At 66.7% G+C, this 13460-nt stretch carries 5 protein-coding genes; 1 reads left to right on the forward strand and 4 read right to left on the reverse strand.

The genetic code is table 11. The annotated features are described in order from the left end of the window. The 3 genes from J5474_RS17805 to J5474_RS17815 all read right to left on the reverse strand — a co-directional run bounded on the left by J5474_RS17805 (window position 1) and on the right by J5474_RS17815 (window position 8762). Window positions 1-6366, reverse strand: a complete 6366-nt coding sequence (locus J5474_RS17805) for a type I polyketide synthase (RefSeq protein ID WP_209362562.1) — start codon at window positions 6364-6366, stop codon at window positions 1-3. A 195-nt stretch (window positions 6367-6561) separates the two neighbouring features. After that, window positions 6562-7914, reverse strand: a complete 1353-nt coding sequence (locus J5474_RS17810) for an oligosaccharide flippase family protein (RefSeq protein WP_209362563.1) — start codon at window positions 7912-7914, stop codon at window positions 6562-6564. Further along, window positions 7911-8762 carry a glycosyltransferase family 2 protein gene (locus tag J5474_RS17815; protein ID WP_245216555.1) on the reverse strand — a complete coding sequence of 284 codons (852 nt, stop codon included), beginning with the start codon at window positions 8760-8762 and terminating at the stop codon, window positions 7911-7913. Before J5474_RS17815 ends, J5474_RS17810 begins: the two co-directional genes overlap by 4 nt. A gap of 150 nt (window positions 8763-8912) precedes the next feature. On the opposite strand from J5474_RS17815, the gene epsE reads away from it, so the two are divergent. Then, on the forward strand, window positions 8913-10124 hold the full coding sequence (epsE, locus tag J5474_RS17820) for an exopolysaccharide biosynthesis GT4 family glycosyltransferase EpsE (protein WP_209362564.1): 1212 nt from the start codon (window positions 8913-8915) through the stop codon (window positions 10122-10124). A gap of 154 nt (window positions 10125-10278) precedes the next feature. Here the strand turns inward: epsE and J5474_RS17825 are convergent, their stop codons facing one another. Continuing rightward, window positions 10279-13224, reverse strand: coding sequence for a calcium-binding protein (locus J5474_RS17825; protein ID WP_245216556.1), 2946 nt, complete (start codon window positions 13222-13224; stop codon window positions 10279-10281). Window positions 13225-13460 lie beyond the last annotated feature (236 nt).

Consider the following 13460-nt stretch of genomic DNA (forward strand, 5'->3'; position numbering starts at 1 on the left):
TTACTCCGCCGCATGGCCGGGGAAGGAGAGGACCTCGCCCGGCGCGCGCCGCTCAGCCGCTTCGATCATCTTGCGCATCTCTGCGGCCAGCACCCGGACATTCGGCTCCAGTACCATGGAATCGTGATCCCCCGGCACCTCGACCACCTCTACCTGTGGCGCGACAGTCCGCCAGTCGTTGTCCTCCAGAACGTAGGCGCGTTCCTCGTTTACCAGACGACCGCCGGACACCCGCCACTTGCCGCTTGGCGGCGGACGGTAGAGCACCAGCCTGCCGCCCCATGAACGCACTTCGTATGCCTTGATGGCACGGTAGAAGGCGGCCTCGATTTCCGCGTTGTGAAAGCCCGCCTGGGTTCCCTCAACCGGCTGGCGTTTCGCGATTTCCCAGGCGATGCGCCGTTGTGCCCAGCGCAAGGGGTAGAGCAGCCCGCCCTCGCGCGCCTGCGCCAATTGGATCAATACCCGATCCACCGCCTTCAACGGGCGCCGCCGGGGCAGCGGCGTGTCCAGCATGACAACGAGAGAGACCTCCTGCCCGGCCGCCTCCAGCTGTCGGGCGACCTCGTAGGCGGTGATGCCGCCGCCAGAAAAACCGCCCAGCATGTAGGGCCCCTCCGGCTGCACCTGCCGCATTTCCGCGATGTAATCGCGGGCGGCCTCCTCGATGGTGTCATGCGGAGCCTCGCCACCATAAAGCCCGCGTGCCTGCACGCCGTAGAACGGACGATCCGTACCCAGCAGGTGGGCAAGGTGACGCAGGTTCAATACGTTGCCGAACATGCCCGCGATCAGGAAGAAGGGCTGCCGTGGCCCGCCATCGCCCTCGTGCATCGCCACCAGATGACGGAAACGCCGCTCCGGGGGCTTGCGTGCCTCCCCGGCCTGCGGCCCGATCTCCGCTTCGATAAGGCGGGCGCAGGCGCGGATGGTGGGCGCCTCGAACAGCACGGAAATCGGAAAATCCACGCGGAATGCCTTTTTCACCATGGTGAACAGCCGCACCGCGATCAGCGAGTGCCCGCCAAGGTCAAAGAAGGAATCTTCCGCGCCGACCCGCGACACCCCCAGAAGGTCGCGCCAGAAGCCCGCGAGCCGGTCCTCGATCTCGCCTTCGGGGGGGACGAAGTCGCTCTCCAATTGCGGCCGGTCAAAGCTTTGGGCCGCCGGCGTTTCTTGCCGGTCGGCCTGCCGCACCAGCGCGGGCAGGTCCATGGAGGACACGACAATCTGCCGGTACGACCCGCCCAGCACCCGCCAGAAGGCCTCTGTACCTTCCTCGGGCCGGATGCCCTGAGCGAGGTTCTGCGCCAGCCGTTCTTCTGCGGGGGACAGCGGCTGCACCGTACTGGCGTCCACCTCCAGTTCGTTGGCAGTCACGCGCGGCGCGCTCGCCAGCACATCGAGCGAGGCCAGTTTGCGCAGGGTGAAGCCGCGCACCTCCACCAGCACGGTCCCGTCCGGCGCGCAAAGCGTCACGTCGAAGACCGCCGTTTCACGTGAAGCGTGGTTATCCGACGCGTTGCGCACCCAGCTGACGATCCGATCGGGCAGGGGGCCATGCACCCGGACAGAAGCATAGCGCACCGGCACCCAGAGGTGCGTCGGCTGGTAGCCCTCGATCAGATCCATGGCCCAGCCGGTGGCGATATCCATCAGTGCCGGGTGCAGCAGGCAGTTGTCGTCCCGCGCCTCCGGACCCAAAGACAGATCCGCCAGGCCCTCCCCCTGTCCCAACGCACAGGCGTCCAGCACCTTCCAGCGCGGCCCGAAGTTCAGGAATACCTCCTGCGCCGCCTTCAGTTTTTCGCCATGTCCGTCGCGCCGCTGCCTGCAGCGCGACCGCACTGCCCCGAGGTCGACAGCAGCGGGCCGCGCCATCGGTAACAGCGCCAGGTCAGCTTGTGCACAACTGGCATATCCATGGCGGCCATTCAGCGTGACGTCCGCCAGAACGTTGTAGGTATAGCCCGCCTGCGACCGCGTCAGCCGCACGCGGACCCCCCGCGAACCCTGTTTTGCCACCTTCAGCGGTCGCAGGAATTCCAGATCGCGGATTTCGAAGCCGCCGTCTTCGTGATGCGCCCTGAGCGCCTGCGCCGCGATCGACAGGTACCCGGTGCCGGGCAGCAGCGCATCGCCCTTTTTTGTCCGGTGTTCCGCGATCCACCAGTCGCGCGCGGACCATTCGGCGTGAAACACCCGGTGCCCGCTCGCGTCGAAACTCATCTCGTCGAGCATCGGCCAGACGACGGGCTCTACCGCCGCTTTGGGCAGGTCACCGATGCGCGCGGCGACTGCCTCGGCGGCCATGCCGACCTCTGACCAGATGCCCCAGTTCAGAGCCACAACCCGCGTCCGCCCGCAGCGCGCCTGCGCGAAGGCGTTCAGATAGGCGTTGGCGGCGACGTAGTCGACCTGCCCCGCCGGGGCTGTCACGGTCGAGGACGAGGCGAACAGCACCATCCACTCCGCGTCCCCGTCGGGAAAGACCTGACCCAGCACCACGGTTCCGTGGATTTTGGGGGTAAAGACATCCTCCACCGAGGCGGGCGTCTTTGTCATCAAGGGCGCGTCGACGATGACCCCCGCGCCGTGGATCACCCCGGCGATGCGGCCCATCCGCGCCTCCACCGCGTGCCGTGCCGCGCGCATCTGATCGGCGATACACACGTCGGCGGCAACCACCATGACCTCCGCGCCCACCGCTTCGAGCGCCTGCACCGCGCGGATGCGTTGTGCTACCGCGTCCTGCGGCGCATGGCGTTTCAGGTAGTTCTCCCAGTCGGCGCGGTCGGGCAGTGATCGCCGCGCCAGCAGCGCGAGCTTTGCGCCACGCCGCGCGAGGTCATGGGCCAGCGTCAGACCGATGCCGCCAAAGCCGCCGGTAATCAGCACCGCCTTGCCCGCCACATCCACGCTATCGACCGGCGCCAGCGCCGCCTGTTTCATCACGCAGTCAAACCGGCGTCCGTTGCGCAGAGCGGCTGTGGTGCCGTCCGGCTCCGCCAGAAGTTCCTCCAGCAGCGCCACCGGGCTACCCGCGCCCGCATCGTCCACGTCCAGCGTGGATACCGTCACTCCCGCCAGTTCCCGCGGTATCACCCGCGCGGGGCCGAGGACGGTGGCCTTCTCCGGCCAGTGCAGCGCCTCGTCCCGTACGCGCGCTGCGCCGTTTGTTACCACCGTGATGTGCAGCGGGCGCGGTACGGCCTCGCCCTCCAGCGCCTGAGCGAGGAACAGCAGCGTGTAAAATCCCTGCTCCTGCACGCGGTGAAAGAAGGACGACCCCGGACGATGCCCTTCGCCCCGAGTCAGCAGCCAGAAATGCCCGATCCGTGTCGGCAGCAGCCCCCGCTCCGCAAGGTCCGCCACGAGCAGGTCGAACTCCTCCCGCCCGCGTTCGGGCGCCAGAACGTAGCCCTCTCCGACCCGCGCAAAGCCGTCACCGGGACGCACCTCGACAACCCAGTGACCGGCCTTGCGCAGCCGCGCGCCAAGACCCGCCGCAACCTCGCCCTCATCGACGAACAGCAGCCAGACGTGACGCTCCGCCTCATCCAGCGCGTCGACCACATCCACCTCGACCGCCGCCGAGCGTGGCCGCCAGTGCGGCACCCAGCCCCAGTCGGCCATGTCGTCGTGGCGCGCCACGACCTCCGCCCTCGGCGCGGCCTCTCCCGGTTCGATGAAATAGCGTTGCCGCTGAAAGGCGTAGGTCGGCAGCACCACGCGGTTGCGCCGGGCCTCGCCCCAGATCTGGCCCCAGTCTATCCCCACCCCCAACGCGGAGAGCCGTCCCAGGACCTCGAACATATGTACGTCGTCGGCCACGTCCTCGTCACGGTGCCGGAGCGAGGACAGAACCTGTTCCGCCACCACCTTGGGATGCGCTCGCGCGAGACTGGTCAGCGCCTTGCCCGGCCCGACCTCCAGCAGCACGCGGTTCTCCCCGGCGACAGCGCCCACGCAATCGGCAAACAGAACCGCGCCACGGAGGTGGCTTACCCAGTACTCCGGGTCCATGGCCTGAGCATCACTCATCAGCGCGCCGGTCCGGTTCGAAGTCAGCGGGATCGTCGGCGCCCGCAGCGGAATGCCCCGCAGGTAATCGCCAAACTCCTCGAGGATCGGTTCCAGCATCCGGCTATGTGCGGCGATGTCGATGCCGATCCGCTGGCATTCGATGCCCTTCGTTTCCAGCCGCGCAGCCAGATCGTCCAGCGCCGCCTGCGGCCCGGAAGCCACCGACAACCCCGGTGCGTTCACCGCGCCCAGATCCAGCGCCGACCCCAGCAGTGGCCGCAATTCATCCGCAGCCATGGAGACCGCCAGCATTCCGCCCGCCGGCACCGTATCGAACAGCCGACCCCGCAAACGCACCAGCCCGATACAGTCCTCGAACCCGATAATCCCGGCCAGACAGGCGGCTGTGTTCTCGCCCATGGAATGACCGGTCAGCGCCACCGGTTTTATTCCCCAGCTCATCCAAAGCTGCGCCAGCGCGTATTCCGTCGCCATGATCAGCGGCAGTTGCACCGAAGGCCGCAGCAGGGCCGCCTCCGCCTCAGCGCCCTTCGACAACCATAGATCGCGGACCCCCTGTTTCTCCCTGGCGGAAATACTCCCGCCGGAGGCGTCCGACGCCGCCTCCAGGCGCTCGATCTCGGAAAGGCCCCGGTCCATCCACTCGGCAAAAACCGGTTCCGTCTCGTAAAGATCCTTCGCCATGCCCGCGTACTGCGCGCCGCCGCCGGGAAACATGAAGACGACTTCGGGGCGCTCCACCGCCTCGTGCGTGAACCGCCGCCGGGGCTGCTTGCCCTCCAGCCGGTCCGCCGCCTCCGCATGGTTGGCGGCAACCACGACCATGCGCCGCGCGAACGGACGCCGCCCCCGGTGCAGCGTCCAGGCCACGTCGGCCAAAGGCTGGTCGGGATGCGCCCGCAGATGTGTCGCCAGCCGGGCGGCGTTGGCTTCCAGTGCGGCTTTTGTCCGGCCCGATACAGTCAGAATCTGGAACGGCCATTCGCTTTGCTCGCTCGACGCCCGCTCCGGCGCCTCTTCCAGAACCACATGCGCGTTGGTGCCGCCGACACCCAGGCTGTTCACCCCGGCGCGGCGTGGATGCGTCCCGCGCTCCCATGCCGTAAGCCGGTCGTTCACCACGAAGGGCGAGCCCTCGAAGGCAATCGCCGGGTTCGGCGCCTCATAGCCCAGCGAGGGCGGCATCTGCCGATGATGCAGAGCCAGGGATGCCTTCACCAGCGACGCGACCCCGGCGGCGGTATCCAGGTGGCCTATGTTCGTCTTCACCGACCCGATCCGGCAGGTTCCGACCGCCTCGGTCGTCTCCCGGAAGGCCTGTGTCAGCGCCGCGACCTCGATCGGATCGCCAAGGTAGGTGCCGGTGCCGTGGCATTCCACGTAGTCGACCGTGTCCGCAGTGACACCCGCCAGCGCCTGCGCGTCGGCCACGGCCTCTGCCTGTCCCTCCACCGAGGGCGCCAGATAGCCCGCCTTCTGCGCGCCGTCGTTGTTGATGGCGGACCCTTTCACCACGGCCCAGATGTGATCCCCGTCGCGCACCGCATCGGCCAGCCGCCGCAGCACCACAACCCCCGCGCCGGAGCCGAAGACCGTCCCCTGCGCCCGGTGGTCGAAGGCATGGCAGGCGCCGTCGGGGGAAAGGATCTCGTTCTCCTTGTAGAGATACCCGCGCCCCTGCGGCAGTTCGATGGTTACGCCCCCCGCCAGCGCCATGTCGCATTCGCCGTTCAACAGCGCCTGAGCCGCGTAATGCACTGCAACCAGCGAAGTGGAACACGCCGTCTGAAGGTTCACCGATGGCCCCTTCAGGTCTAGGATGTGCGACGCCCGCGTGGTCATGAAATCCTTGTCGTTGCCGGTGTGGCGCAGCAGGAACATGCCGGTGTTCTTCACCAGATCCGGGTTGGAGCAGAGGTTGAAATAGAAATACGACCCCATTCCACAACCGGCAAAGACGCCGATCTGCCCGTCGAAGCCCTCCGGCACGTGGCCTGCGCTTTCCAGTGCCTCCCATGCGACTTCGAGGAACTGGCGATGCTGCGGGTCCATGATCGCAGCGTCCTTCGGCGACAGGCCGTAGAACTCCGCGTCGAAGTCTGCAAATCCCTCCAGCGGCGCGGCAAAGGGCACGTAATCGCGGTGCCGCATCAGGCCGGGATCCTCACCCGCCGCGCGCAGGTCCTCCTCCGACAGGCGCCGGATCGACGACACGCCGTCGCGCAGGTTCCGCCAGTAGGAGTCGATATCGGCGGCGCCGGGCAGGTGCGCGGCCATGCCGACAATCGCGATGTCGTTCTCGGTAGATCCGTCCATCATTCGCCCCAAACCACCTGGCCGCAAAGCCCCGACATCCTTGCCCACCAATGCGGGAAAAATGCGGCGCTTTTTAGGAAATCACCCCCAGGGGGGGCCGCAATTTCCCGAAAATCGTTTCCCCAGATCGGATAATGGCATCCATGCCCACGTATTTTATGGGGAAACCATGCAGAATACCTATGCCTTTGGACAGGGTCACAAGACCGTGAGCGCCACAATTGCCGGGCCGTTGACCCAGATGGCAAGCAGCGTCAACGCCAGCGCCACCCCGGCAAAGGCCAGATCGTGCATCGCGTCCCAGACGCCCATGCGCCGCGCCAGCCAGACCGCCACCGGGTAGGCGGCAAGGTAGGCGCAGCCCATGCCGATCAGTGCCCCCAGCAGGCCGCCGGCCTCCAGCCCGGCGACAAGCCCGATCCACAACAACACCGCCCGCGCCAGCGCCAGCACAAAGAAACGCCGACTGTCGCCCGCCGCCAGTGCCGCCTGATCGTAGGTCATCACCACCAGCAGGGGCATCTGCGCGCAGGCCAGCACTACGGCAATCGCCCCCGCGGCCGCGTACCGCGGATCATAAAGCTGTCCCACAAGCCAGCCAGCCAGCAGGGCAAAGACCCCGACGAATCCCATCAGCAGCGCCGTCACCGCCAGCCGCATTCGCCTGAGCCGCGCGTAGTTCTCCGCGCTCTGCTTTGGCGGGCTTTCGCGGTAGATCGGGATCAGGATTTTCTGGGTCACCATATAGCCCATCATCAGCGGGAAGGACGCCCAGAAGAACCCGATATTGTAGACGCCGAAAGTCTCCAGCGCGAGGTACTTGCCCATCAGGATCTTGTCCGCCTGATTGTAGAAGAACCCTGCAATCGTGGCGAGGAAGACCCATTTTCCGAAGGAAATCAGTTCTTTTCGGGCGGCTCCTTCCCATCGGAACCGGTTCCTTTCTCCCGGCAGGAAACGCAAGTTGATGACCACCTGTACCACCGACCCCACCAGCGCGGAGACCACCAGCGCCCAGACGCTGCCCCACCACCATGCCAGCCCGACCGCTGCCAGCACGCCCGAGAGTTGCGTTATGCCGTCCAGCGCCGTCACCCGCCCCAGCATCAGATGCCGGTTCGCCGTCACCATGCTCGTCGGGCGGAACCCGTCGATCAACAGCGTCAGCGCCGCGACGGGCAGCATCCACGCCAGCTCCGGCTGGCCGTAGAGATGCGCCATGGGCCATGCCAGCGCGCAGGCCACCAGCCACAGCCCGGCACCGCGCAACACCTGCAACGTCCACGCCGTGTTCAGGAAATCCCGGTCGTCGCCGCGTTTGGACCGCAGGATGGCGGGAACCACGCCGACATCGGAAAACTGGTGCAGCCCCATCAGGAAGACCATCACCAGCGCCATCAGGCCGAACGCCTCAGGAAACAGCAGTCGCGTCAGGATCAGGTTCGCCGCCAGCCGGATCACCTGACTCAGACCGAACCCGCCCACCGTCCAGAGCGAGGACCGCATCACCCGCGCCTTCAGCCCGTCGCCTCGGAACGCCGCCAGCCTCATCGGCCCCGGCTCCAGTCCTGCGCATCGCGGCGGGTCAGCCGCACCGCCACCGCCACGCCCGCGTAGACCGCGAACCCCAGCGGGTCGCGCAACGCCAGCGCCAGCATCCCGCGTCGGGGCAGGGGTCTCTTGTCGTCGTTTCTCAGCAGGTGGGGGAACAGCTCAGCGATCTCCTCGACTCCGGCATCCTGCCGCCTGCGTACCCGTACCAGCCGCGCCAAGCCTTCGGCGATGGGCCAATCGTAGGGAGCATCGACGCAGGCGCGCTCAGATGGCGCGAAACACAACCGTACGTAGGTGTCGTCGGATATGATCGGCGGGAACTCTTCCCAGCGCCTCCGCCCGGCCGCGTTCACCGCGAACAGTCCGCACCCCGGCACGCCCTCACGCATGAAGGGCACGCGGGACCAGATGCGCGCGTAGGCCCGGCTGACCGGCCCCGTCGCCGTGATCCGCACCCGGCCAGAGGCATAGCGCGGCGCGCCTACCTCCAGGGCCTCGACGATCCGGCGCAGCAGCGTGGGCGACACCGTCACATCGGCATCGAGGTAGACCCGCACCGGCGCAGTCACTGCCGCGTCGCCCGCGTTCAGTGCGCCCGGTTTGCCGCCCTCGGGGCGGTCGATCACAGTCAACCGCCAGCCTCTTTGGGAAAACGCGCCGGCGAATTCGCGTGCCCGCGCCGCCGTATCGTCGCGGCAACCGTTGGCCACCACGACCACCTCCAGCCCACCGCCAAGGTCAGAACCAACCAGCGCGGAGAGGCAGCCACCGATCAGCGCCGCTTCGTTGCTCGCCGGCAGCACCACCGCCGCCCTCATCCCGCCTGTCGCCTCTTGCGAACCCATACCCGTACCCGCTGCGCCACACCCGGCGAAAAACCGGGGCGGCCTCTGGCCCTTACTTCCAGTTAACTATGGTCAAACAAGGAAGCCACCGGAAATACTCGCCTCAGCCTGTCTCGGGGAGGGCAGGGCTGCCACATCAGGGAATCACTTTTGCCGAAAGGCCTCCGCATCGGTTACATCGTCCCGCAATTTCCGGGACAGACCCACATCTTCTTCTGGCGCGAGATCAAGGCACTGGAAAGGATGGGGCACGAGGTGCACGTCTTTTCGACCCGCAAACCCCCGCCCAAACTGATTTCCCACGACTGGGCCGAAGAGGCCATGGCCCGCACCACCTACCTCGGACGGGTGAATCCGGCCCGCGCGCTGCCCGCCATTGCCAAACTCACGCCGAAGGGCCTGCCGAAATGGCTGCTGACAGAGCCGAGGGCCTTTTCCAAGGACGTGCTCATCAGCCTTGCCGCCGCCGACCATCTGCAGGCCGCCGCGCGCAAGCTGCAACTGGATCACGTGCACGCGCATTCCGCCGCCCGCGCGGCTTTCATTGCGGCGCTGACGCACCACATGGGCGGGCCGCGCTATTCATTGACGCTGCACGGGCCACTGTCAGACTACGGTCCCGGCCAGCGTTTCAAGTGGCGCGACGCCAGTTTCGCCACTGTCATCACCCACAAACTGCTGGACGAGGTACACGCGGCGTTGTCGCCGGATCTGCCGGAACGCATCCTTGTCCGCCCGATGGGCGTGGATACGGAGAAACTCAGCCGCGCCGCGCCCTATCACCCGCCGGGCCATGGCCGCCCGATCCGCATCTTCTCCTGCGCGCGGCTGAACGTGGTGAAGGGCCATCAGGACCTGCTCAGCGCAACCCGCCAGCTGATCGATCAGGGCACCGACGTCCGGGTGGAGATTGCGGGAGAGGACGACCAAGGCGGTACCGGCTACCGCCGCGAGCTGGAAGATCATCTGAAGAAGCTGCGTCTTCAGGACCACGTCAAATTGCTCGGCGCGATCTCCAACGTCGAGGTGAAGCAGAAGCTGGAACAGGCGCACCTGTTTGTGCTCGCCTCATGGCACGAACCGCTGGGCGTCGCCTATATGGAGGCGATGTCCATGGGCGTTCCCACCATCGGCACCGATGCAGGGGGGGTGAGCGAGTTGATCGCCGACGGTTCCACGGGCTACCTCGTGGAGCCCAAGAATCCCGGTCAGCTGGCGCGCACCATCCGCGCGCTGGCCGCCGACCCGGACGCGCTGATGCGGCTCTCCACCGCTGGACGCGCGCATATCGAGGCGCACTTCCGCGCCGAACTGGGGGCGCAGGTTCTGGTCGACGAAATCCAGCGCCTGAAGGATGCGTAAGGCGCGGTTCCAGCGCACTTTCCTCCCAAGCCGTCACGCGATCAGCGCCTGAATCAGCGCACGGTTTGAAACGGCCCCAATCCGGCCCTGCCGCCTGCCGGGACTCCGGTTGAAAACCGCCAACACGAGCCCGGTCAACGTCACGTTGGCCACGTCAGCCGCCGAGCGTGTCCAGCGCGACCTCCGGCCCTTCGGTGCCGCCAAAGCGCAGCACCTCCACCCCGATCATCTGCGTCACGCCTCCCGGACCGGTGACGGTCATCCGTCCTGCAACCGTCTGGAATTCATAGGCGTCCTGCGAAAGCGGCAGCACCACCACATCGCGCCCCGCGCCGCCGTTCACCACGTCGGCGCCGCCGTTCAGCAGGATTACATCGTCCCCGCCGAGCGCGACGATGTAATCCTCGGCGGGGGTGCCCTGAATGCGCTCCGCCGCGTTGGACCCGAGCGCGCGGAGTCCATCGGCAAAAGCAAGCGCATCGCGATCCTCCCACTGCGGCGCAGAGGCGTTATAGGCCATCAGCATGTCCCAGCGCGGGTTGGTATCCTCCAGATGCCGTAACGCGCCCCACGACCCCCATTTCGTCGCGGGGGCGACATCGACGAAGGCGTTGAACAGGGTTCCCCCCGCCTCTGCCCAGCCGCTTAGCAGGATCTCGTATAGTTTCGCCATTTCAGGGGTATAGTTGAACTCCTCGAAGAAAGCCGTCAGCCGTTCGTCCTCCGTGCGCGCGCCGTGGGCGGTGACGTGGGTGCCGCCCTCGTACATCACCAGCTGCAAGCCGTATCGCCGTGCCGCCGCCGCCTGATAGGGGAACACCTCGTTCACAAGCTGCGCCAGACTGCCTTCTTCCAGCGCGTTGGCGACCGGAGCAATGGCCCCCTCGAAGCGCGCCTGCTTCACGAATTCCCGCAGGGCGACCCGGCGCAGGCCCTGTGCCTCGCCCGCCTTGACTGCCAGCGCCTCTGACTGATCGAGCCAGCCGTTCATGCGCTGCGCCATCTCCTCGGACCCCATTTCGTATCCGAAATAGCCCGTGATCGCGTAGGCGTCGAAGCTCTCTACCGGCTTGCGCCCCAGTTCCAGAAAGGCCAGCGGTGCCACGAGGATCTGCTCTTCCAGCCCCGGCCAGCCGGTGTGCGTGGCCACCACGCGCACCAGTCGCGCTTCGGCCTCAACTCCGAAAGACTCCGTCCAGATGTCCATGACCTGTGCCGCGCGTAGCCCGTAATACTGCATCCAGCCCATGTCGCTTTCACCCCAGCGCGCTGTCGCCTGTTCACGAGCCCAGGCCGCCTGGGGAAAGATCTGGTTCCAGACCTCGTTGGAATACTCCACATGCGCCTTCAACCGGGAGTCGAGCCCGGTCTTCACCACCTCGGCAAAGCGCCGCACGTAATCGTCATCCGCCGCGTGCGGCATGGTAAACCATGGATCGGCGCCAAGCGTATTGGCCAGATCCACCATTACCTCCACCGGCACGCCCGGCTCCGACCATGTCATGTTGCCCGGCACGGGGCGGTCTTCCCAGGTCTGGATGGGCGATCCGTTGGTCAACATCCAGTCCATGAACCGCACCGACCGCGCATCCTGAATCCTGTCCAGAAACAGGGGGTTGAAGGTCGCACCCGCCTCGTGCAAGGGCACGAATTCCTCCTTGACCACGGCAATGTCGCGGATCGGATCTGCGGGGTCGATGGCTTCGATGCGTACGCCCACCAGCCCTTCGCCCGGCGTGTATTGGAAGGTGATCCGCCCCGGTTCCCGCCGCATCCGCCGGGCGCGGCCCGTGAGGGTAATCTCTCCCTTGCCCTTGTATGTCAGGACATAATCGCCGCGCAGCCACTCCTGCGCCTCGTCCTGATCGGTCAGCAGGACCGCCTCCAGCGCCACGGCCTCCGCCGGTAGCGTCAGGGGATAGCCCAGCGGGTCGAGGTGCCCCGCCGCCCGCAGTTCGGCAGTAGAGATCGCGCCCCACCCGTCCGCCGTGTGCCCGACCCAGCCGCGCGCGGTCTTCATCATGTTGATGAAGGGATGCTGCGTCGACCAGTCGGAGATCCCGTTCAGCCCCAGCCCCAGCGCGGGCAGCCCCTTGGGACGCAAGCCGCTGACCGGCAGCGCGATGGCCTGACGCTCCGGCAGGTCGGGCGCCTCCGCCTGCGCCGCCTCCGCCACGGCGGCAGCCCCCTCGGAGCGTGCCGTGTCGCGTGCGCTCTGCACCGGGGCCTGTGCCCAGATCCGCTCTGCGATGGCGGCGTAATTTTCGACGATATCGGGGTGCAGCATCGCGGGCGGGCGGTAGTCCGCCGGTGGCGGCGCCTCGTAGAGCCAGGCGTAAACCACCATGGAGGCGAGGAAATACAGCGACGGCGTACCATGCGGCGCGCCGTCGACATACAGCGCCTGCGGCTCGATCCCCTCCAGCGGACCGCCCTCCGCCAGAAGCCCCGCGATGACGGAGGCCACCGGGATCAGCTCCACGCCCAACTCCGGACGCGTCACGTCGAGCACGTTCATCAGGTCGCGATACCACTGATGGTATTCGCCCCTGTTGACGGCGTTATAGCGGTCGAACCCGGCCGCGTCGGGGGGGAAGCGCCCGACCACACCGTCCATCTCCGCCCAGCCTTCGTAGATGTACAGCCGCGACTGCGGGCTTTCTGAATGCACCCAATCGAACAGTTTCTGCATGGCGCCCAGCGGGCTTTCCCCGGTGGGGTTGTCGCCCTCGTAGGGGACGTCAGGCAATTGATATTGAATGAAATTCGCGGGCGTCACCAGAACCGCGTCGTAGCCGGCGTCGCCAAAACCGCCCTGGCCTGGCCCCCAGACGCCCGACACCCCCTTGAAAGACCAGTTGGCCGTCGGCGGCAAACCGTCCGCGAAATTGCGCAGGAACCCCCACTGGCCATCGACGCCAAAGCCGCGCCCGTCCGACTGTGCCAGATCGTTCAGCCAGTGAGGAACGTTGGTGTTCTCGCTGGTTTCGCTCAGGTGATGCACCAGAGAATTGCCAAAGACATAGGCCTTTACCAATTGCCGTTCCGCCTGCGCGGCTCCCGCCGCGAACCCCAGAATCGGCCCCAGAACCAGGGCCATCGCCACAAACCTGATCATCGAACTGCCCCGTCTGCCCCGTCTGGCCCGTTTGGCCGCTGTTTTGCGGACCACTATGCCCCAAGTCGCGCGGCGCACAAACCCATGCCGCATTCCCCCGGCGCGTTTTCGCGGTTTTCATGGGTTTTCATTCACGATCCCACGCGTATAGTGCCGGGCATGACCACGGCCCTCCATACCCCCGCGACCGCGCCCCTTCGGGCGCCGCTTGCGCTGGC

Origin of the sequence: Sagittula salina (genome assembly GCF_017813235.1) — a bacterium.
GTDB classification, from domain to species: Bacteria; Pseudomonadota; Alphaproteobacteria; order Rhodobacterales; family Rhodobacteraceae; genus Sagittula; species Sagittula salina.

What these genes read in the sequence shown, in the direction of transcription:
- J5474_RS17805 (WP_209362562.1), bottom strand. Translation starts at nt 6,366, where the DNA reads ATGATGGACGGATCTACCGAGAACGACATCGCGATTGTCGGCATGGCC.
- J5474_RS17810 (WP_209362563.1), bottom strand. Translation starts at nt 7,914, where the DNA reads ATGAGGCTGGCGGCGTTCCGAGGCGACGGGCTGAAGGCGCGGGTGATG.
- J5474_RS17815 (WP_245216555.1), bottom strand. Translation starts at nt 8,762, where the DNA reads ATGGGTTCGCAAGAGGCGACAGGCGGGATGAGGGCGGCGGTGGTGCTG.
- J5474_RS17825 (WP_245216556.1), bottom strand. Translation starts at nt 13,224, where the DNA reads ATGGCCCTGGTTCTGGGGCCGATTCTGGGGTTCGCGGCGGGAGCCGCG.